This is a genomic window from Variovorax endophyticus (assembly GCF_025376855.1).
GTDB lineage: Bacteria > Pseudomonadota > Gammaproteobacteria > Burkholderiales > Burkholderiaceae_C > Variovorax.
Window position 1 is genome coordinate 22,823 of sequence record NZ_JAHUTH010000023.1, and the last position, 20,590, is coordinate 43,412.

22 protein-coding genes are annotated in these 20,590 nt (G+C 68.0%); 8 read left to right on the forward strand and 14 right to left on the reverse strand.

The features are described 5' to 3' along the window. Positions 1 to 14 precede the first annotated feature (14 nt). The 4 genes from thrC to KV106_RS26530 are packed head-to-tail and all read right to left on the reverse strand — an operon-like array spanning position 15 to position 5,030. Positions 15 to 1,430: a threonine synthase gene (gene thrC / locus KV106_RS26515; RefSeq protein ID WP_261213567.1), complete on the reverse strand. Its 1,416-nt coding sequence runs from the start codon at positions 1,428 to 1,430 to the stop codon at positions 15 to 17. Then, the gene (locus tag KV106_RS26520; RefSeq protein ID WP_057595858.1) at positions 1,427 to 2,749 is read right to left on the reverse strand and encodes a homoserine dehydrogenase; all 1,323 of its coding nucleotides are present in this window, start codon (positions 2,747 to 2,749) and stop codon (positions 1,427 to 1,429) included. The genes thrC and KV106_RS26520 overlap by 4 nt, the downstream gene beginning before the upstream one ends. A gap of 14 nt (positions 2,750 to 2,763) precedes the next feature. Further along, positions 2,764 to 3,801: a DUF1176 domain-containing protein gene (locus KV106_RS26525; protein WP_261213568.1), complete on the reverse strand. Its 1,038-nt coding sequence runs from the start codon at positions 3,799 to 3,801 to the stop codon at positions 2,764 to 2,766. Continuing rightward, positions 3,798 to 5,030: a pyridoxal phosphate-dependent aminotransferase gene (locus KV106_RS26530; protein ID WP_057595860.1), complete on the reverse strand. Its 1,233-nt coding sequence runs from the start codon at positions 5,028 to 5,030 to the stop codon at positions 3,798 to 3,800. Before KV106_RS26530 ends, KV106_RS26525 begins: the two co-directional genes overlap by 4 nt. A gap of 134 nt (positions 5,031 to 5,164) precedes the next feature. Between KV106_RS26530 and KV106_RS26535 the strand changes: the two genes are divergently transcribed. From KV106_RS26535 to KV106_RS26565, 7 genes are all read left to right on the forward strand, one after another. Next, on the forward strand, positions 5,165 to 5,548 hold the full coding sequence (locus tag KV106_RS26535) for an Mth938-like domain-containing protein (protein WP_057595861.1): 384 nt from the start codon (positions 5,165 to 5,167) through the stop codon (positions 5,546 to 5,548). Between the two features lie 200 nt (positions 5,549 to 5,748). After that, positions 5,749 to 6,225, forward strand: coding sequence for a peroxiredoxin (locus tag KV106_RS26540; RefSeq protein WP_057595862.1), 477 nt, complete (start codon positions 5,749 to 5,751; stop codon positions 6,223 to 6,225). 236 nt (positions 6,226 to 6,461) lie between these two features. Next, on the forward strand, positions 6,462 to 8,240 hold the full coding sequence (locus KV106_RS26545) for a PhoH family protein (RefSeq protein WP_261213570.1): 1,779 nt from the start codon (positions 6,462 to 6,464) through the stop codon (positions 8,238 to 8,240). Between the two features lie 150 nt (positions 8,241 to 8,390). Next, on the forward strand, positions 8,391 to 8,762 hold the full coding sequence (locus KV106_RS26550; protein ID WP_057595977.1) for a VOC family protein: 372 nt from the start codon (positions 8,391 to 8,393) through the stop codon (positions 8,760 to 8,762). A gap of 6 nt (positions 8,763 to 8,768) precedes the next feature. Continuing rightward, positions 8,769 to 9,218: an EVE domain-containing protein gene (locus KV106_RS26555; protein ID WP_261213573.1), complete on the forward strand. Its 450-nt coding sequence runs from the start codon at positions 8,769 to 8,771 to the stop codon at positions 9,216 to 9,218. A gap of 40 nt (positions 9,219 to 9,258) precedes the next feature. Further along, entirely contained in the window at positions 9,259 to 9,708 is a 450-nt protein-coding gene (locus KV106_RS26560) for a GyrI-like domain-containing protein (protein WP_172705654.1), read from the forward strand. Between the two features lie 22 nt (positions 9,709 to 9,730). Beyond that, positions 9,731 to 10,507, forward strand: a complete 777-nt coding sequence (locus KV106_RS26565) for a helix-turn-helix transcriptional regulator (protein WP_261213575.1) — start codon at positions 9,731 to 9,733, stop codon at positions 10,505 to 10,507. A 10-nt stretch (positions 10,508 to 10,517) separates the two neighbouring features. Here KV106_RS26565 and dnaB read toward each other — a convergent pair whose 3' ends face one another. The 7 genes from dnaB to ppsA all read right to left on the reverse strand — a co-directional run bounded on the left by dnaB (position 10,518) and on the right by ppsA (position 16,770). Beyond that, a complete protein-coding gene (gene dnaB / locus KV106_RS26570) occupies positions 10,518 to 11,915 on the reverse strand; it encodes a replicative DNA helicase (RefSeq protein ID WP_057595981.1) in 1,398 nt (465 codons plus the stop codon). A 178-nt stretch (positions 11,916 to 12,093) separates the two neighbouring features. Next, positions 12,094 to 12,546, reverse strand: coding sequence for a 50S ribosomal protein L9 (rplI, locus tag KV106_RS26575; RefSeq protein ID WP_057595982.1), 453 nt, complete (start codon positions 12,544 to 12,546; stop codon positions 12,094 to 12,096). Positions 12,547 to 12,560: 14 nt separating this feature from the next. Further along, positions 12,561 to 12,842 (reverse strand): 30S ribosomal protein S18, encoded by a 282-nt coding sequence (rpsR, locus tag KV106_RS26580; RefSeq protein WP_007830781.1) that lies wholly within the window; start codon positions 12,840 to 12,842, stop codon positions 12,561 to 12,563. A gap of 21 nt (positions 12,843 to 12,863) precedes the next feature. Beyond that, entirely contained in the window at positions 12,864 to 13,181 is a 318-nt protein-coding gene (gene priB, locus KV106_RS26585; RefSeq protein ID WP_261213586.1) for a primosomal replication protein N, read from the reverse strand. Positions 13,182 to 13,188: 7 nt separating this feature from the next. Next, complete coding sequence (rpsF, locus tag KV106_RS26590; RefSeq protein WP_057595983.1) at positions 13,189 to 13,569, reverse strand: 30S ribosomal protein S6; 381 nt, start codon at positions 13,567 to 13,569, stop codon at positions 13,189 to 13,191. A gap of 157 nt (positions 13,570 to 13,726) precedes the next feature. Further along, a complete protein-coding gene (locus tag KV106_RS26595; protein ID WP_057595984.1) occupies positions 13,727 to 14,185 on the reverse strand; it encodes a hypothetical protein in 459 nt (152 codons plus the stop codon). 191 nt (positions 14,186 to 14,376) lie between these two features. Then, positions 14,377 to 16,770 (reverse strand): phosphoenolpyruvate synthase, encoded by a 2,394-nt coding sequence (gene ppsA, locus KV106_RS26600; RefSeq protein ID WP_057595985.1) that lies wholly within the window; start codon positions 16,768 to 16,770, stop codon positions 14,377 to 14,379. Between the two features lie 194 nt (positions 16,771 to 16,964). Between ppsA and ppsR the strand changes: the two genes are divergently transcribed. Further along, the gene (gene ppsR / locus KV106_RS26605) at positions 16,965 to 17,786 is read left to right on the forward strand and encodes a posphoenolpyruvate synthetase regulatory kinase/phosphorylase PpsR (protein ID WP_057595986.1); all 822 of its coding nucleotides are present in this window, start codon (positions 16,965 to 16,967) and stop codon (positions 17,784 to 17,786) included. Between the two features lie 19 nt (positions 17,787 to 17,805). Here ppsR and KV106_RS26610 read toward each other — a convergent pair whose 3' ends face one another. Genes KV106_RS26610 through KV106_RS26620 form a run of 3 tightly spaced genes read right to left on the reverse strand, consistent with a single transcriptional unit; the run spans position 17,806 to position 20,551 of the window. Further along, complete coding sequence (locus KV106_RS26610) at positions 17,806 to 18,615, reverse strand: heme ABC transporter ATP-binding protein (RefSeq protein WP_261213587.1); 810 nt, start codon at positions 18,613 to 18,615, stop codon at positions 17,806 to 17,808. Continuing rightward, positions 18,612 to 19,652, reverse strand: a complete 1,041-nt coding sequence (locus KV106_RS26615; protein WP_261213588.1) for a FecCD family ABC transporter permease — start codon at positions 19,650 to 19,652, stop codon at positions 18,612 to 18,614. Before KV106_RS26615 ends, KV106_RS26610 begins: the two co-directional genes overlap by 4 nt. Beyond that, entirely contained in the window at positions 19,649 to 20,551 is a 903-nt protein-coding gene (locus KV106_RS26620; protein ID WP_261213589.1) for a heme/hemin ABC transporter substrate-binding protein, read from the reverse strand. Before KV106_RS26620 ends, KV106_RS26615 begins: the two co-directional genes overlap by 4 nt. Positions 20,552 to 20,590: the final 39 nt, after the last annotated feature.

Here is a 20,590-nt window from a genome sequence, read left to right on the forward strand (position 1 = left end):
TTCGTGTCGATCGCTCAGTCGCAGTGTTCAGCGATGTAGGCCTTCACCGCTTCGGCATCGGCCGGCAGCTTGACCACGCGCTTGGGCAGCGCTTCGATGCCCTCGAACTTCGCGGGCCGCGCGGGCTCCTCGCCGAGCGCCTCGACCAGTGTGGCCGCGAACTTGATCGGCAGCGCGGTCTCGAGCACCACCATCGGCACGCCCGGCGCCAGGTGCGCGCGCGCGGCCTTGAGGCCGTCGGCGGTGTGCGGGTCGACCAGCGTGGCGAAGCGCTTCTCGGTGTCGCGGATGGTCGCGAGGCGGTCGGCGTGCGTGCTGCGGCCGCTGCGGAAGCCGAAGCGCGACGCGGCCTGCGCGAAGGCGGGATCGGCGCTCAGGTCGAAGAAGCCCTGGCGGTTCAGGTCGTCGACGAACAGCCCGCGCAGCTTGCCGCTGTCGCGGCCGACCAGGTCGAACACGAAGCGCTCGAAGTTGCTGGCCTTGCTGATGTCCATCGACGGGCTCGAGGTCTCGTGCGTGTCGGCGGCGCCGCGCACGCGGTAGACGCCGGTGCGGAAGAACTCGTCGAGCACGTCGTTCTCGTTGGTGGCGGCCACCAGCGTATGGATCGGCAGGCCCATCATGCGCGCCACGTGGCCGGCGCAGATGTTGCCGAAGTTGCCCGAGGGCACGGTGAAGCTCACCGGCTGCTCGTTGCTCGCCGTGGCCTGGAAGTAGCCCGCGAAGTAGTAGACCACCTGCGCCAGCAGCCGCGCCCAGTTGATCGAATTGACGGTGCCGATGCGGTACTTGCGCTTGAAGGCCAGGTCGTTCGAGACCGCCTTCACGATGTCCTGGCAGTCGTCGAACACGCCCGCGATGGCGATGTTGTGGATGTTCTCGTCCTGCAGGCTGAACATCTGCGCCTGCTGGAACGGGCTCATGCGGCCGTCGGGCGAGGTCATGAAGACGCGCACGCCCTTCTTGCCGCGCATCGCGTACTCGGCCGCGCTGCCGGTGTCGCCGCTGGTGGCGCCCAGGATGTTGAGCTCGGCGCCGCGGCGGGCCAGTTCGTACTCGAACAGGTTGCCCAGCAGCTGCATCGCCATGTCCTTGAAGGCCAGCGTGGGGCCGTTGGACAGGGCTTCGAGGTAGACGCCGTCCTCGAGCTCGCGCAGCGGCACGATCTCGTCGCTGCCGAAGACCTCGGCGGTGTAGGTCTTCGCGCAGAGCGCCTTCAGGTCGGCCGGCGGGATGTCGTCGATGTAGAGCGACAGGATCTCGAAGGCCAGCTCGGCATAGGACAGCGAACGCCACTTCGCGAGCGTGGCGGCATCGACCTGCGGATAGCGCTCGGGCAGGTAGAGGCCGCCGTCGGGCGCGAGGCCCTCCAGCAGGATTTCGCAGAAGCGCTTGCGGTCGGGATGGCCGCGGGTGCTCAGGTAGTTCACTTCAACTCTTCCTTGCGGATGCGCACGATGGGCTCGAGCACCGTCGGCAGCGCCTGCAGCTCGGCCATGACTTCGTCGACCGTGCCTTCGCGCGCGTCGTGCGTGAGGATGATCAGGTCGGTCTGGGTCGAGCCCTCGCCGCCGACCTCGTCGGCTTCGCGCTGCAGCACGGCGTCGATGCTGATGCCGGCGGTCGCGAGCAGGCCCGTGACCTTGGCCAGCACGCCGGCCTGGTCGGCCACGCGCAGGCGCAGGTAGTAGCTGGTGACCACCTCGGCCATCGGCAGCACCTGCAGGTCGCTCAGCGCATCGGGATGGAAGGCCAGGTGCGGCACGCGGTGCGCGGCATCGGCCGTGTGCAGGCGCGTGATGTCGACCAGGTCGGCGATCACCGCGCTCGCGGTGGGCTCGCTGCCCGCGCCCTTGCCGTAGTAGAGCGTGGTGCCGACGGCATCGCCGTGCACCACCACGGCGTTCATCGCGCCCTCGACGTTGGCCAGCAGGCGCTTGCTCGGCACCAGCGAGGGATGCACGCGCAGCTCGATGCCCTTGGCGGTGCGCTTGGTGACGCCCAGCAGCTTGATGCGGTAGCCGAGCTGCTCGGCGTACTTGATGTCCTGCGCGGCCAGCTTGGTGATGCCCTCGATGTGGGCCTTGTCGAACTGCACCGGGATGCCGAAGGCCAGCGCGCTCATCAGCGTGACCTTGTGGCCGGCGTCGACGCCCTCGATGTCGAAGGTGGGATCGGCTTCGGCATAGCCCAGGCGCTGCGCCTCCTTGAGCACGGTCGCGAAGTCCAGGCCCTTGTCGCGCATCTCCGAGAGGATGAAGTTGGTGGTGCCGTTGATGATGCCGGCCAGCCACTGGATGCTGTTGGCCGTGAGGCCTTCGCGCAGCGCCTTGATGATCGGGATGCCGCCGGCCACCGCGGCCTCGAAGGCCACCATCACGCCCTTGGCATGCGCGGCCGCGAAGATCTCGGTGCCGTGCACCGCGAGCAGTGCCTTGTTGGCCGTGACCACGTGCTTGCCGGCCGCGATGGCCTCGAGCACGAGTTGCTTCGCGATGCCGTAGCCGCCGATCAGCTCGATCACGATGTCGATGTCGGGGTTGGCGATGACCTCGCGCGCGTCGCCGACCACCTTGACGCCGTCGCCGGCCACTTCGCGGGCGCGCGCGGTGTCGAGGTCGGCCACCATGGTGATCTCGATGCCGCGGCCGGCGCGGCGCTTGATTTCCTCCTGGTTGCGCTGGAGCACCTTGAAGGTGCCGCTGCCGACCGTGCCTGCGCCGAGCAGGCCTACTTGGATGGGTTTCATGGGGAGAGTCGCGTTCATGGTTTGGATGGGGTGGTGGACGGCGCGGCGCTCACGACGCGGCTGACGTAGCGCGGCAGCGACCAGGCGCCGCCGGCGAAGCCGCGGCACATCTGGTCGCTCTCGGCGGCCGTGCGCACGAAGCCCTGGCCGTCGAAATGCCAGGTCTCGCTGGACCAGCAGTCGCCGATGCCGCGGCCCTTGAAGCTGGAGGTGATGCTGGCGTCCTTGTCGTCATACTCGCCGTTGGCCTCGAGCGCGACCGGCGCATAGGGCGGCTTGTCGTTGGCGAGCCATTGCAGGCTGGAGTAGTTGTAGGCGCCCATGCCGCAGCCCAGCGACAGCAGCACCCTGGTGCCGGTGAGGCGATGCACCTCGAGCGACTTCGGGTCGACCTTGTCGCTGTTGTTGCAGTACTCGATGGCCTTCTTGAGGTCGAGCGAGGGAAAGATCCGCGCGGCCAGCGCGTCGTCGCCCGGCTTCGGCTTCGCGGGCTGGACCGCGCGCACGACCGGCGCGGGCACGGCCGCCGGCACTGTCGATTCGGCCTTGCCGCCGGGGCGCACCAGCGCGCCGGGGGTGTCGATACGGCCCTGGGCCTCGTCCATCTTGAGCAGCACGGCGTTCAGGCCCGAGAGCGAGAGCTGCCATTCGCGGCCGCCGCCGGCCGTGAGCCTGGCGCCGTCGGCCTTGAGCAGCTCGGGCAGCACGGCGCGGATCTGGGCGGCATCGAGGCTCGGGGCATCGTTCTTCAGGCCCGGCACCACGGCCTTGCCGACCGTCAGGCGCAGCGGACCCTTGACGTCGTCGGCGCCGATCTGCAGGTCGATCTCGAGCGCGGTGCCCGGCCCGGCGGCACGCGTGATGCGCATCGAGACCGGTTCGTTGGCGCCGGTCTCGGACTGGTAACCGGCCGCGCGGCAGGTGCGCGTGTTGTCGCAGGCCAGTTCCCAGTCGTTGTGCGTGAAGGACACCGGCGCCTTGGCGGCGGGCCCGGCGGCCGAGGCGGACAACGCGGCGAGCGACAGGGCCGCGGCGGCGCAGGCGGCTTTCATGACTCCGTCTTGCGGCGCAGGCGGTACTGCTCCAGGAACTTCGCGATGCGGTTGATCGCCTCGCGCAGGTCGTCCTCGTGGGGCAGGAACACGATCCGGAAGTGGTCGGGCGTGGCCCAGTTGAAGCCGGTGCCCTGCACCAGCATCACGCGGGTCTCCTTCAGCAGCTCGAGGAAGAACTGGCGGTCGTCCGCGATCGGGTAGACCTTCGGGTCGAGCTTCGGGAACATGTAGAGCGCGGCGCTGGGCTTGACGCAGCTCACGCCGGGGATCGCGGTGATCAGCTCGTAGGCCAGGTCGCGCTGGCGGCGCAGCCGGCCGCCCTCGCCCACCAGTTCGTTGATGCTCTGGTAGCCGCCGAGCGCGGTCTGGATCGCCCACTGGCCGGGCACGTTGGCGCACAGCCGCATGTTCGAGAGCATGTTCAGGCCCTCGATGTAGTCGCGCGCGGCGCGCTTGTCGCCCGACACCACGAGCCAGCCGGCGCGGTAGCCGCAGGAACGGTAGCTCTTGGACAGCGAGTTGAAGGTCAGCGTGAGCACGTCGCTCGACAGGCTGGCGATCGCCGTGTGCTTGACGTCGTCGTAGAGCACCTTGTCGTAGACCTCGTCGGCGAAGATCACGAGGCCGTGCTCGCGCGCGATCTCGACGATGCTCTTGAGCAGCGCGTCGGAATACAGCGCGCCGGTGGGGTTGTTCGGGTTGATGACCACGATGCCCTTGGTGCGCGGCGTGATCTTGGCGCGGATGTCCGCCAGGTCGGGCATCCAGCCGTTGGCCTCGTCGCACAGGTAGTGCACCGGCGTGCCGCCCGACAGGCTGGTGGAGGCGGTCCACAGCGGATAGTCGGGGGCCGGCAGCAGCAGCTCGTCGCCGTCGTCGAGCAGCGCGTTGGTCGACATGGCGATCAGCTCGCTGGCGCCGTTGCCCAGGTAGATATCGTCGAGGGTGACGCCCGTGATGCCCTGCTTCTGCGTCTCGTGCATCACCGCCTTGCGCGCGGCGAAGACGCCCTTGCTGTCCGAATAGCCGGCCGAGGTGGGCAGGTTGCGGATCATGTCCTGCTGGATTTCCTCGGGCGCATCGAAGCCGAACACGGCGAGATTGCCGATGTTGAGCTTGATGATCTTCTGGCCGTCCTCCTCCATCTGCTTCGCCGCGTCCATGATCGGACCGCGAATGTCATAGAGCACGTTGGCCAGCTTGGCCGATTTCTTGAGCTGCTTCAAAGGGCCCTCCCGGGCGCGGTTCATGCAAGAAAGTTGCGAAGACTGCGGGAAACGCCGTGCGGCCCGCAAAGGCCCTGGCGAGCCTCGTGTCACTAGGGAAAACCTATAATTTGACCACAGTTCCCAGTGCCCCGATGAAGCTCCAGCCCGACAAATCCGACACCCAGACCCTCACCGCGCACGGCCCGGGCTGGGTCGCCATCAACAACGAAAAGGTCGAGGGCAGCGTGGTCGTCGGCTCGCGCGGCGAGCGCTTCGAATGGAACTGCAGCCGCTTCGACGAACTGGGCCCCGAGCACTTCGCCCAGCTGGCCGCGCTGGGCGCCGAACTGATCATCTTCGGCAGCGGGGGGCGCATCCGCTTCCCGCAGCCCGCCTGGATCAAGCCCCTGATGGCCCAGCGCACCGGCGTGGAGACCATGGACACCCCCGCGGCCTGCCGCACCTACAACATCCTGGCCGGCGAAGGCCGGCACGTGGTCGCCGCCCTGCTGGTCGAGCGGCCCGAGGGTGGCTGAGAGAGGGGTTTTCGGGGTAAAATCTCGGGTTGCGAACCGCCTGGCGCGCTCCTTTCGGGGCCTACCGGGCACCCAGAGTTAGCAACGACCAATCTTCCATCAACCGAGGACCCGAGATTTTGGCGAGCGGCACCGAAAGGCGCCTTGCGCTCGACACAGGCAGGCTCGGGTAGTGGAAACAAACGGAGAAAACAAGTTTCATGGCGATCGTTGTCAACAAACCCATTCCCGAATTCGACGCCAACGCCACCGGTGGCCTCAAGGTCTCGAATACTTCGCACCTCGGCCACGTCCTGGTCCTGTATTTTTACCCGAAAGATAACACTCCGGGGTGCACGACCGAAGCCATGCAATTCCGCGATCGCTACAAGGACTTCGAAAAGGCCGGTGCCACGGTGTTCGGCGTCTCGCGCGACAACATGAAGTCGCACGACGAATTCAAGGCCAAGCTCGAACTGCCGTTCGAACTGATCGCCGACACCGAAGAGAAGATGTGCCACATGTTCGGCGTGGTCAAGAACAAGATCATGTACGGCAAGAAGGTCAAGGGCATCGAGCGCAGCACCTTCCTGATCGGCGCCGACGGCATCCTGAAGGCCGAATGGCGCGGCCTCAAGGTGCCGGGCCACGTCGACGAAGTCCTCAAGGCCGTCAAGACCCTGAAGAAGCCGGCCTGAGGCTTCCGAGCCCGCCCGATCGAAGGTTTCAGCCGCGTGTCAGGCGTGCGCAATTGCGCTCTCGCGTGGGGAATGCCCAACGAACGGCGTAAAGTGGCGCCGACGCCCCAGAGGCGGTGTGCATAATGGCCGCATGCTGTTGAGCTCCACGACCGCATCCTCCGAACAAAGCCGCCTGGGTCTACAGGCGGCTTTTTCGTTTTCTGGTACCCACTTTTTTGCGAGCGACCTGACACATGCCACTGCCCCCCGCCCCCACGAAACGTGCCGCTTTGCTTTCTCCGGACGCGCTTGACGCGCCCGCCCGTTCTTCGCACAGGGGGTCCCGCCGGTCCGGCGACGCGCGCGCCGAGACCGAGGCGCCGAGCGGACCGCAAGCGCTGGAGCTGTTCGACCGGCATTCGGCCGAAGTCCCCGGTGGCGGCCTCGAGACCGCGCCGGCACCCGCCGCCCGCCCCCGTCGCAAACCCCGGTCGACGCCCGCCGCCGCCCCGGCGCCGCAGCAGCAGCAAGCCCTGACGCGTTCGGCGCCGGCCGAAGCCCCGCGTGCCGAAGCTCCCGCGCCGCAACCGGCACCGAAGCCCAAGCGCAGCCGCTCGAGCGGCCCCGCCAAGCTCTTCGTGCTCGACACCAACGTGCTGCTGCACGATCCGATGTGCCTGTTCCGCTTCGAGGAACACGACATCTACCTGCCGATGATCGTGCTCGAGGAGCTCGACGGCCACAAGAAGGGCACGACCGAGGTCGCGCGCAACGGCCGCCAGACCAGCCGCACGCTCGACGCGCTGGCCGCCGCGCAGGACGCCGACATCGCCAAGGGCCTGAAGCTCGACACCACCGGCCACCGCGAAGCCGGGGGCAAGCTGTTCTTCCAGACCGATCCGCTCGATTACGCGCTGCCGCTGAGCCTGCCGCAGGGCAAGGCCGACAACCAGATCCTCGGCGTGGTGCATGCGCTGCGCGACTTCTACGCCAAGGAGTCGCCCGATCGCGCGAAGCGCGAGGTGGTGCTGGTGTCGAAGGACATCAACATGCGCGTCAAGGCACGCGCGCTGGGCCTGGACGCCGAGGACTACCAGAACGACAAGACACTCGAAGACGGCGACCTGCTCTATTCGGGCTCGCTCGCCCTGCCGCCCGACTTCTGGACCCGCCAGAGCAAGACGGTGGAGAGCTGGCAGAGCGGCAGCAGCACCTTCTACCGCGTCAGCGGCCCGATCGTGCCGAACATGTACATCAACCAGTTCGTGTATTTCGAGGCGCCCGGCGAGCCGAGCATGTACGCGCGCGTCACCGAGATCCGCGAGAAGACCGCGGTGCTCAAGACGCTCAAGGACTACAGCTCGGGCAAGAACGCGGTGTGGGGCGTGAACACGCGCAACCGCGAGCAGAACTTCGCGATGAACCTGCTGATGGACCCCGAGATCGACTTCGTCACGCTGACCGGCACGGCCGGCACCGGCAAGACGCTGATGGCGCTGGCCTCGGGCCTGACGCAGGTGCTCGACGACCGCCGCTATACCGAGATCATCATGACCCGCGCCACCGTGAGCGTGGGCGAGGACATCGGCTTCCTGCCCGGCACCGAGGAAGAGAAGATGGGCCCCTGGATGGGCGCGCTCGACGACAACCTCGAGTTCCTGGCCAAGGGCGACGGCGGCGGTGCCGGCGAATGGGGGCGCGCCGCCACCAACGAGCTGATCCGCAGCCGCATCAAGGTCAAGAGCATGAACTTCATGCGCGGGCGCACCTTCCTCAACAAGTACGTGATCATCGACGAGGCGCAGAACCTCACGCCCAAGCAGATGAAGACGCTGATCACGCGCGCGGGTCCGGGCACCAAGATCATCTGCATGGGCAACCTCGCGCAGATCGACACGCCCTACCTCACCGAAGGCTCCTCGGGCCTGACCTTCGCGGTCGACAAGTTCAAGGGCTGGCCGCACGGTGGCCACATCACGCTGGCGCGCGGCGAACGCTCGCGACTGGCCGATTTCGCGAGCGACGTGCTTTAACGCGCCGTCGCGCCAACCTCGGGCCCGCGCCCGCTCCCCGGAGCAGCGCGGGCTTTTCTTCGTCCCGCGATGACAGGCTCCTGACAAGACGTTGTCAGGAGCCGGTCCGCACCATCGAGGCTCCTCAACACCCATGAAAGAGAGCCCCTCATGACCAACGCCATCAGCTGGTTCGAGATCCCCGTCACCGACCTGGACCGTGCGCAGGCCTTCTACGAAACCGTGCTCGACCGCAAGCTGCGCCGCGAAAATCTCGGCGGCGGCACGCTGGCCGTGTTCCCTTACGACAATCCCGCGACCGGCGGCGCCCTGCAAGCCGGCGCGAAGGGCGCGGCGAATGCGGGCACCGGCATCCGCATCTACCTGGATTGCATGCCCAGCATCGACGCCGTGCTGTCGCGCATCGAGGCGGCCGGCGGACAGATCGTGGCGCCCAAGTCGGCGCTGCCGCCCGGCATGGGCTTCATTGCCCACCTGCGCGACACCGAAGGCAACGAAGTCGGCCTGCACGCCCTCGCCTGAAGCACCATGCCGCAGCGCAACTGGATTGCGGTCGCGAGCGCCGAGCATGCCCGGCGCGGACGCGACCACCGACCGCTGGGCTTCATGCAGACCTGCCACGGCAAGCCGGGCCCGCTCCGGCGGGTCGGCGCGGGCGATCGCGTGGCCTACTATTCGCCGGCCACGGTGTTCGGCGGCACGGACAGGCTGCAGAGCTTCGTGTCGATCGGCATCGTGCAGCCTGGCGAGGCCTACGAGTTCGACATGGGCGGCGGCTTCGTCCCCTGGCGCCGCGACGTGCGCTATGCCGACGCGCTGGAGACACCGATCGCGCCGATGATCGAACGCCTCGCCTTCATCGAGAACCCGAAGCAATGGGGCTACAAGTTCCGCTTCGGCCTGTTCGACGTCGACGATGCCGACATGGCACTGATCGCACGCAGCATGAAGGCGGACCTGAAAACGCTGGCCCTCTGAACGACGAGAACCGAGATCACCTCTGCAGGAGAAGAACACCATGGAACCCGAGCGACTCCACCACGACGCCTTCCGGGTCGCGGGCCTCACGGTCCGCACCACCAACCGCGAAGAGAGCAACCCCGCGACCGCCCGCATCGGCGCGCTGTGGGGACGCTTCTTCGGCGAGCAGACCTACGAAGCCACGCCCCATCGCACGGGCGACACGCGCATCTTCGGTGTCTATTCCGCCTACGAATCCGATGCCCACGGCCCCTTCGACCTGAGCGTGGGCGTGGCCGTCTCGGGCGGCGCGGACAGCGTGGCCATCGAGGCCGGCGACTACCTGGTCTTCACCGGCCAGGGCGAGATGCCGCAGATGGTGATCGCCACCTGGCAGCGCATCTGGCAGTATTTCGAGGCGCACCCGGAGATCGCGCGCCGCTACCGCAGCGATTTCGAAGCCTACGAGGGGCCGGACAAGGTAGAGATCCACATCGGAGTGGCATGAGCATCCCGAAGAGCGAGCGCTGATGCGCCGCGCCGATCGCCTGTTCCAGATCGTCCAGCTGATCCGTGGCCGGCGCCTGACCACGGCCGCCTTCCTGGCCGAACGGCTCGAGGTCTCGGAGCGCACGGTCTACCGCGACATCGCCGACCTGCAGCACCAGGGCGTGCCGATCGAGGGCGAGGCCGGCGTGGGCTACCGGCTCGGCGCGGGCTTCGAACTGCCGCCCTTGATGTTCACCCAGGACGAGGCCTCGGCGCTGGTGGCCGCGGCCCGGCTCGCGCAGAGCTGGGTCGACCCGGCGATGGCGCGCGACATCGAGACCGGGCTGGGCAAGATCCTCTCGGTGCTGCCGCCCTCGGCGCGCGTGTCGGCCGAGGCGCTGGCGCTCTACGCGCCCGCGCTGGGCCTGAGCGACCTGCTGCGCGAGCGGCTGCAGACGCTGCGCGAAGCGGTGCAGTCGCGCCACAAGCTGCACCTGGTCTACCGCGACGTGGCGGGCGAGCCCAGCGAGCGCACGGTGCGACCGCTGGGCTGCTTCTACTGGGGCAAGGTCTGGACGCTGTCGACCTGGTGCGAGCTGCGCGAGGACTTCCGCGGCTTTCGCATCGACCGCATCGACGCGGTCGAGGTTCTGGCCGAGCGCTTCCGCGACGAGCCCGGCAGGACGATGGCCGACATGCTGCGCCAGGTGAAAGCCGAGGCCGCCGAGGCCAGGCGGCTGCAGAAGCGCTGGCCCGAGGGCGCGCCGACCGCATCCGACGCGGGCGTCGCGCTCGCGCGCTCCACCGAACCGCGTTGAAGACGCGAGTTCAGAAGTCGTCGCTGCCCATCGCCAGGTTCTCGAACTTGGTGAGGGGCTTGAGGAAGGCCAGCTTGACCGTGCCCGTGGGGCCGTTCCGGTGCTTGCTGATGATCACCTCGGCCACGCCCGGCTCCTTCGACTCCTTGTTGTAGTAGTCGTCGCGGTAGATGAACATGATGATGTCCGCGTCCTGCTCGATGGCGCCCGATTCGCGCAGGTCGCTCATCATGGGACGCTTGTCGGTGCGGCTCTCGACGCCGCGGCTGAGCTGCGACAGCGCGATCACCGGGCACTTGAGCTCCTTGGCCAGCATCTTCAGGCCGCGCGAGATTTCGCCCACGGCCGTGGCCCGGTTCTCGTCGCCCGACATGCTGGTCGACATCAGCTGCAGGTAGTCGACCACGATCAGGCCGAGGCGGCCGTACTGGCGCGCCAGCCGGCGCGCGTTGGCGCGCAGCTCGCTGGTCGACAGGCCCGGCGTCTCGTCGATGTGCAGCGACACGGTGCGCAGCTTCTCGATGGCTTCGGTCAGGCGCGGCCATTCCTCGTCGGTGAGCTTGCCGGTGCGCAGGTGGCCCTGGTCGATGCGGCCGATCGAGCCGACGATACGCACCGCGAGCTGGGAGGCACCCATTTCCATCGAGAACACCGCCACCGGCAGCCCCTCGTTGAGCGCCACGTGCTCGGCGATGTTGATCGCCAGCGAGGTCTTCCCCATCGAGGGGCGCGCGGCCAGCACGATCATGTCGCCGGGCTGCAGGCCCGAGGTCATCTTGTCGAACTCGTAGAAGCCGGTGCGAACGCCCGTGATGTCGTTCGGGTTGTCGGCCATCTCGGTCACGCGGTCGAGCAGCTCGACCACCAGGGAATCCATGCTCTGGAAACCCTGCTTCATCCGCGTGCCTTCCTCGCCGATGTTGAAGATCTTCTGCTCGGCCTCGTCGAGGATCTTGTCGACCGTCTTGCCCTGCGGATTGAAGGCGTTGGTCGCGATCTCGTCGCTGGCCGAGACCAGCTTGCGCAGGATCGAGCGCTCGCGAACGATCTCGGCGTAGCGCCGGATGTTGCTCGCGCTCGGCACGTACTGCGCGAGCGAGTTCAGGTAGACCAGCCCGCCGCTCTCGTCGGCCTTGCCGAGCGTCTGCAGCTGCTCGTAGACCGTGATCACGTCGGCCGGCTTGCTGCCGTTGATCAGGCCGCCGATGGCGGCAAAGATCAGCTTGTGCTCATGGCGGTAGAAGTCGCCGTCGACCAGCAGGTCGCCCATGCGGTCCCAGGCCGTGTTGTCGAGCAGCAGGCCGCCCAGCACGCTCGATTCGGCCTCGATCGAATGCGGCGGGATGCGCAGCTGCGCGACCTGGCGGTCGGAGGGATCGTTGTCGGCGTAGGAAAAGACGGCGGACATGGGCTTCCTTGCAACCCTCCATGCTAAGCCGCGCACCCCGCGGCGTCACGTGGACAAGGTTGTGAATAACAGGTGAACTTCCGGTGCAGCCGGCGGGACAACTTCCGCTGGCGGGCACAAAAAACAAAAGCCGCCCGAGGGCGGCTTCTGGCAGCGCATCAAGGACGCGCCGGAACGATCAGGCGGTTTCGCCGTAGACCGTCACGTTGATGTCGACCACCACGTCGGTGTGCAGCGAGACGCTGACGGTGGTGTCGCCCACGGTCTTGATCGGGCCGTTCGGCAGGCGAACCTGCGACTTCGCGACCTTGTAACCTTGCTTGCCCAGTTCTTCAGCGATGTCGCTGTTGGTGACCGAGCCGAACAGGCGGCCGTCGACGCCAGCCTTCTGCGTCAGCTTGACGGTCGTGCCGGAGAGCTTTTCGCCCTGGGCTTGCGACTCGGCCAGCTTGGCGGCGGCGGCCTTCTCGAGTTCGGCGCGCTTGGCTTCGAACTCGGCCTTGTTGGCGGCGGTGGCGCGGCGGGCGCGGCCCGACGGGATCAGGAAGTTGCGGGCGTAACCGTCCTTGACCTTGACGATTTCACCGAGGGTGCCGAGGTTGATGACCTTGTCCAGAAGAATGACTTGCATGCTGTGTCTCCTTCTTAGACGCGGTGCTGGTCGCTGTACGGGACCATGGCGAGGAAGCGGGCGCGCTTGATCGCGGTGTTGAGCTGACGCTGGTAGATCGCGCGGGTGCCGGTCAGGCGGGCCGGGATGATCTTGCCGTTTTCGCTGATGAAGTCACGCAGCGTGTCGATGTCCTTGTAGTCGATTTCCTCGACGCCAGCGACGGTGAAGCGGCAGAAACGCTTGCGCTTGAACAGCAGCGACTGGGTGTTGCGCTTCGGGCGCTTGTCTTTGTTGAATTTCTTGAACGTGGCCATGGAGGGACCTCTTGTCGAAAATTAATCTTGCTGAAAATCCTGGATGTGCAGGACCGGGAGCTTGCCGTTGGCCGGTGTGGAGAGGAAACCCTGGAATCGCCAGAGACTTCCCATCGACTGCTTCGCGAGCCGCTCGGCGATGGCGCCGAAGGCAACGGCCTTGAGGGCCGTCTTCACCTGCCTGGACTGTCCCGCCACCTGAAGGGTCGACTCGTGTTCGAGCTTCAGGTCGATGGCGGGCAAGCCGGCCGGGGTGAATCGCAAGGTACCGAGTTCGGCAACATGGGCGGACAGCAGAAGCTGGTTGACCCCGGTTGCCGCCGCAGCGGCAGCACTCACGCCGACATCAGTTGTTGTTGTTGGCGGCGGCGTATTCGGCCTGCTGAGCCTTGCGGGCTTCTTCGCGCTCGACCGTCTTCATCATCGACGAAGGACCGGTGTCGGCCTTCTTCTTCTGAACGGTCAGGTGGCGCAGCACGGCGTCGTTGAACTTGAAGGCGTGTTCCAGTTCGCTCATCACGGCCTGTTCGGCTTCGATGTTGACGCACAGGTAGTGCGCCTTGTTGAGCTTGTTGATCTGGTAGGCCAGTTGACGACGGCCCCAGTCCTCGACACGGTGGATCTTGCCGCCGCCGGTCGTGATCAGGCCCTTGTAGCGCTCCAGCATGGCCGGAACTTGCTCGCTTTGATCCGGATGGATCAGCAGAATGATTTCGTAGTGACGCATGGCACTCCTTGTGGGTTTCTCCCCCGGCAGACCGGAAGAAGGGGTTGAAGCCACCCGCAGCGTCGGCGCGGTGTGGCAAGGCAAAGCCGGCTATTGTAGCCATAACTTCGGGAAAACGCCAAATCGGGTGCCCACGCGGCACCGACGACGGGCGGGTTCAGTCGTAGAGCGCCCGGTCTAGCGGCTCGGCTTTCTCGGGCCCGACCGCCGCGCGGATCTTCGGCGCCAGCGCCACGAGGTCCTCGTAGCCCCCTGCCCCTTCGACCTGCAGGTTGAGCCGCACCCCCTTGAGCCCGAGGCTGGCCGTGAGCCGCGTGGCGATGGGATAGGCGTCGGTGTAGCGCTGCTGGCTGCTGCGGCCGGAAGACGCCTTGGGCGCCACCTCGGCGGAATCCGCCGCCGGCGCCTCCGCCGCGGCGCCGCCTGGCGGACTCAGCAGGCCCAGCGACACCATCTGGTCGATGTCCTCGCGCGCGATGCCCGCGCCAGCGGCGATCACGTCGTCGACCGAACGCTTGCCGTCGAACAGGATGAAAGCGGTGCGCTGCCGCGGCGACAGCGGGACCGAGCGGTCCTTGAGGACCTGCTGGCCGGCCTCCGTCTTGACAAGAATCATGCGTGTCTCCCGACGGAATGCCGGCCGACCGCCGCCGCGAGCGGGATCGCCGCACGCCACGGAAGCTTGGGTCGATCACCGCCGCCTCGTGATGAATGTCACGAGTCTGACACCGGAAACGCCAATCCAAGAGATTGACACCAGCCTGACACGGGAATCCCCGCATGGGGATTCCCGCAGGTCGCGCCGGCTCAGCGCTGGGCGAGCTGCTGCCAGGTGTCGATCACGCTGTCGGGATTGAGCGAGATCGACTCGATGCCCTGCTCCGCCAGCCACAGCGCGAAGTCGGGATGGTCCGACGGGCCCTGGCCGCAGATGCCGACGTACTTGCCCTTGTCCTTGCAGGCCTTGATGGCGCGGCTCAGCATGGCTTTCACGGCCGGGTCGCGCTCGTCGAAGTCGGCCGCCAGCAGCTCGAGGCCCGAATCGCGGTCCAGGCCCAAGGTGAGCTGGGTCAGGTCGTTCGAGCCGATCGAGAAGCCGTCGAAGTACTCGAGGAACTCGTCGGCCAGGATGGCGTTGCTCGGCACCTCGCACATCATGATCAGCTTGAGATCGTTGTCGCCGCGCTTGAGGCCGTACTTGGCCAGCAGGCCGGTCACGCGCTCGGCCTGGCCCAGCGTGCGCACGAAGGGCACCATGATCTGCACGTTGGTCAGGCCCATGTCGTTGCGCACGCGCTTGAGCGCCTCGCATTCCATGGCGAAGGCCTGGCCGAAGTCCTCGCTGAGGTAGCGCGCCGCGCCGCGGAAGCCCAGCATCGGGTTCTCTTCCTCGGGCTCGTAGCGGCTGCCGCCGATCAGCTTGCGGTACTCGTTCGACTTGAAGTCCGACAGGCGCACGATCACCTTCTTGGGCCAGAAGGCCGCGGCGATGGTGGCGATGCCCTCGGCCACCTTGTCGACGTAGAAGGCGCGCGGCGAGGCATGGCCGCGGGCCACCGACTCGACGGCCTTCTTGAGGTCGTTGTCGACGTTCGGGTAGTCGAGGATCGCCTTCGGGTGCACGCCGATGTTGTTGTTGATGATGAACTCGAGCCGCGCGAGGCCCACGCCGTGGTTGGGCAGTTGCGCGAAGTCGAAGGCCAGCTGCGGGTTGCCGACGTTCATCATCAGCTGGATGTCGATCTCGGGCATCACGCCGCGCTGGACCTCGGTGACCTCGGTCTCGAGCAGGCCGTCGTAGATGTAGCCGGTGTCGCCCTCGGCGCAGCTCACGGTGACCAGGGTGCCGTCCTTCAGCAGGTCGGTGGCGTCGCCGCAACCGACCACGGCCGGGATGCCCAGCTCGCGCGCGATGATGGCCGCGTGGCAGGTGCGCCCGCCGCGGTTGGTGACGATGGCCGCGGCGCGCTTCATCACCGGCTCCCAGTTCGGGTCGGTCATGTCGGTGACCAGCACGTCGCCGGCCTGCACCTTGTCCATCTCGCTGATGCTGTGAACCAGCCGCACCGGGCCGGTGCCGATCTTCTGGCCGATCGCGCGGCCTTCCGCCAGCACGGCGCCGCGGCCCAGCAGCTTGAAGCGCTGCTCGGCCTTGCCCTGCTGCTGGCTTTTCACGGTCTCGGGACGGGCCTGGAGGATGTAGATCTGGCCGTCGGTGCCGTCCTTGCCCCATTCGATGTCCATCGGGCGGCCGTAGTGCTGCTCGATCACCAGCGCGTACTTGGCGAGCTGCTCGACCTCGTCGTCGGTCAGCGAATAGCGGTTGCGCTGCTCGGCCTTCACGTCGGTGGTCTTGACCAGCTTGCCCGAGGCCTTCTTCTCCTCGGGCGTGGCGAACTCCATCTGGATCAGCTTGGAGCCCAGGTTGCGGCGGATCACCGCGCGCTTGCCGGCACTCAGGGTGGGCTTGTGGACGTAGAACTCGTCGGGGTTCACGGCACCCTGCACCACGGTCTCGCCCAGGCCGTAGCTCGAGGTGATGAACACCACGTCCTCGAAGCCCGACTCGGTGTCGATGGTGAACATCACGCCGGCCGCGCCGAGGTCGGAGCGCACCATGCGCTGCACGCCGGCCGACAGCGCCACCACGTCGTGGGCGAAGCCCTTGTGCACGCGGTAGCTGATGGCGCGGTCGTTGTAGAGGGAGGCGAACACCTCCTTCATCTTGTGCAGCACGTCCTCGATGCCGACGACGTTCAGGAAGGTTTCCTGCTGGCCGGCGAAGGAGGCGTCGGGCAGGTCTTCGGCGGTGGCCGAGGAACGCACGGCGAACGAGGCCTGCGGGTTGCCGGCGCTCAGGGCGGCGAAGGCATCGCGGATGGCCTTCTCGAGGTCGGCCGGGAAGGGCTGGGCCTCGACCATGGCGCGGATCTCGGCGCCGGCGGTGGCCAGCGCGCGCACGTCCTCGGTGTCGAGCGCGGCCAGGCGCTTGCTGATCTTGTCGGCCAGGCCGTCGTGGGCCAGGAACTGGCGGAAGCCATGGGCGGTGGTCGCGAAGCCCGTGGGCACGCGCACGCCCTGGGGCAGCTGCGAGATCATCTCGCCGAGGCTGGCGTTCTTGCCGCCAACCGCCTCGACGTCGGTCATTCTCAGGTTTTCAAACGGTACGACCAGGGCGGTCGCGTCGAAAAGTGCAGACATGGGAAAGCTCCAGAAGTTGAAACCTGCTGCATTCCATGCGGACGGCGCGGCACGATCGTTGTCGTTGCTCTGGGTGCGGACGCGGTGGGCATGGAAGGAAAGATACGGTGGGTGCCGAGGGGCGGAATCCCGATAATGGGGCGGATTGTAGGCGCGCCGGGGCCGCGCGCGTCGCAGGACAACACCGCCAGACCATGCACACACGAACTGTCTTCTTCGTTTCCGACGGCACGGGCATCACGGCCGAGACTTTCGGCAACGCCGTGCTCGCCCAGTTCGAGATGAAACCGCGCCACGTGCGGCTGCCCTTCACCGACACGGTCGACAAGGCCCACCAGGCGGTGCGGCAGATCAACCACACGGCCGAACTCGAGGGCGTGCGCCCGATCGTCTTCACCACGCTGGCCAACATGGACGTGCTGGAAGTGATCGAAACCGGCTGCAAGGGCATGCTGCTGGACATGTTCGGCACCTTCGTGCGCCCGCTCGAGATCGAGCTGGCGATGAAGTCCAACCACCGCATCGGCCGCTTCAGCGACGTCAGCAAGAGCAAGGAATACAACGACCGCATCGCCGCGATCGACTTCAGCCTGCAGCACGACGACGGCCAGAGCAACCGCGACCTGCAGGGCGCCGACGTCATCCTGGTGGGCGTGAGCCGCAGCGGCAAGACGCCCACCTCGCTCTACCTGGCGATGCAGCATGGCCTGAAGGCGGCCAACTACCCGCTGATTCCGGAAGACTTCGACCGCCGCCAGCTGCCGCCGGCGCTCATGCCGCACCGCAAGAAGATCTTCGGCCTGACCATCCAGCCCGAGCGGCTCAGCGAGATCCGCAACGAGCGCCGGCCGAATTCGCGCTACGCCAGCATCGAGAACTGCCGCCACGAGGTCAGCGAGGCCGAGGCCATGATGCGGCGCGCCGGCATCCGCTGGCTCTCGACCACCACCAAGTCGATCGAGGAGATCGCGACCACGATCCTGCAGGAGCTGCGGCCGGAGCGGCTGACCTACTGAGCGCCCCGGGCGGCGGCTCCTAACCGAACAGGTACTGCACCGTCCCGTCCGCGCCGACCACGCCCTGGCACGGCATGCGCCAGACCGCCTCGATCAGCGCGGGCGCCAGCACCTCGGCGGCCGGGCCCTGGCGCAGCCCGCCGGGCGCATCGGGCGCGCCCAGCACCACCACTTCGTCGGCATAGCGCCGCGCCAGGTTCAGGTCGTGCAGCACCACCACCACGCCGACGCCCTGCCCGGCCCAGCCGCGCAAGAGCCGCATCGCGGCATGCTGGTGGGCCAGATCGAGCGCGGCCGTCGGCTCGTCGAGCAGCAGCCAGCGCGCGGCCCCGTCGGCGCGCGGATGCCACAGCTGCGCCAGCACCCGCGCCATGTGCACGCGCGCCTTCTCGCCGCCCGACAGCGTGTTGAGGACACGCGGCGCGAGCGCCGACACGTCGGTCAGCGCCATGGCCGCGGCGACGATCGCGTCCTCGTCGGGCGCGGGCGCCAGCCGGTGCGGATAGCGGCCCAGCGCGACCACGTCGCGCGCGCTGAAGTCGAAGGCCACCGCGCTTTCCTGCGGCATCAGCGCGCGCCGCAGCGCGAGCGCCGGCATGCCGTGGGCGCGCAGCGGCCGGCCGTCGAGCAGCACCCGGCCCGCCGTGGGCTCGCGCTGTCCCGACAGCACCGACAGCAGGGTCGACTTGCCCGCGCCGTTGGGACCGAGGATCGCCGTCACCCGGCCGGGCGCCAGCTGCACCGAGGCCCGCGAGAGCAGCGCCTTGGCGCCGATGCGCACCTCGGCATCCTCGCAACGCAGCCCCTGGTTCAGGTCCGGCGCCTTCATATGCGCCCCCGGAAGTGCCGCAGCATCAGCAGGAACATCGGCACGCCGATGAAGGCCGTGAGCACGCCCAGCGGCAGCTCGGCCGGCGCCATCGCGGTGCGCGCCACCGTGTCGGCCACCAGCACCAGCGCAGCGCCCAGCAGCGCCGAAGCGGGCAGCACCACACGGTGGTCGGGCCCGGCCACCATGCGCACCCAGTGCGGCGCGATCAGGCCGATGAAGCCGATGATCCCGGTGGTGGCCGTCACCGCGCCCACCGCCACCGCCGTGACGACGACGGCGCGCCGCTTGATGCGCTCCACGTCCACGCCCAGCAGCGCCGCCTGCGATTCGCCCAGCGCGATCGCGTTGAGCGGCGCGGCCAGCGAGGCGGCCGCCACGCAGGCCAGCAGCACCGCCACGCCGACCAGGATCACCGCGCTCCAGCGCGCGCCGCCCAGGCTGCCGAGCAGCCAGAACTGCAGGCTGCGCAGTTGCTCGTCGGTGGCCATCACGCTGAGGAAGCCGAGCCCGGCGCCCGCCAGCGCATTGACCGCGATGCCCGCGAGCAGCATCAGCGCCATGCGCGTGCCGCCCTCGCTGCGCGACAGCGCGTAGATCAGCAAGGTGACCGAGAGGCCGCCGCCGAAGGCCATGACCACCAGCGTCCAGCTGCCGAGCGTGCGCGGCAGCAGCGGCATGAACCAGGCACCCAGCACGATGGTCACGCCGGCCGCCAGCGCGGCGCCGCTGCTGATGCCCACCAGGCCGGGATCGGCCAGCGGGTTGCGGAACAGCCCCTGCATCAGCGTGCCCGCCATGCCCAGGCCCGCGCCGGCCGCCACGCCGAGCACCAGGCGCGGCAGGCGGATGTTGAAGAACACCAGGTATTCGGGCGACTTGTCGGCCCCGGCGCGCTGCCCCAGCGAGGCCAGCACCTTCCACAGTTGCGGCAGGCTGATCGCGTAGGCGCCCGACACCGCGCCGAGCGCCAGCGCGACGGCGAGCAGCAGCGCGCAGCCGGCCAGCACGGCCCGCGGCGGGAAGCGCTGGCTCATGCCACCGCGGCCAAGAACCTCGGATGCAGCTCGGCGATCGCCGCCGGCATGCGCGGGCCGAAGCCCAGCAGCAGCAAGGCGTCGAGCGTGACCAGCGAGCGCTTCCTGAACGCGGGCGTGAGCGCCAGTTCGGGCCGCTGCCAGAAGCGCTCGACGCCGCCATGGGCCTCGATGCTCTGGTCGCTGGTCATGACGATGTCGGGCGCGGCCGTGGCCATGGCCTCGGCCGTCATCGGCCGGTAGCCTTCGAAGCCGCCGAGCGCATTCACGCCGCCCGCATAGCCGATCACCGCGTGCGCCGCGGTCTTCTCGCCCGACACCTGCGGGCTCGCGCTGTGCGAGAGCACGAACAGCACGCGCGGCTTGCGGCCCTGCGCGGCGGCCACGCGCTGCTGCACCTGGGCCCATTCGGCATCGAGCCTGGCCTGCAGCGCGCGCGCCTGCGCCTCGCGGGCCGCGGCGCGTCCCACCACCTGAATCTTGCGCTGCACCTCGCCCCAGCTGTGGTCGGCCTGCACGATCTCGACCTTGACGCCGGCCGAGCGCACCTGGTCGAGCACCACCGGCGGCCCCGACTCGTTGGTGGCTATCACTGCGTCGGGCTTGAGCGACAGCAGCCCCTCGGCCGAGAGCTGCCGCATGTAGCCGACCTTCGGCGTGCCGCGCGCCGCGGCCGGATAGAGGCTGGTGGTGTCGGTGCCGACGAGCTGGCCCTCAGCGCCGAGCAGGTACACCACCTCGGTGATCGCGCCGCTCACTGTGATGAGCCGCGGCAGTTTCTTCGCCTCGGGCGACTGGGCGAACAGGGGCAGCGCGGCGGTGCCGAGCGAGGCCGCGGCGGCGAGGCGCAGTGCGTCGCGGCGGCGGACGAGGGAGGAGGAGATGCGTTCTTCGGTCATGGAGAAAAAACGTGGGGCAAGGAGAAAAACGTCCGCGCG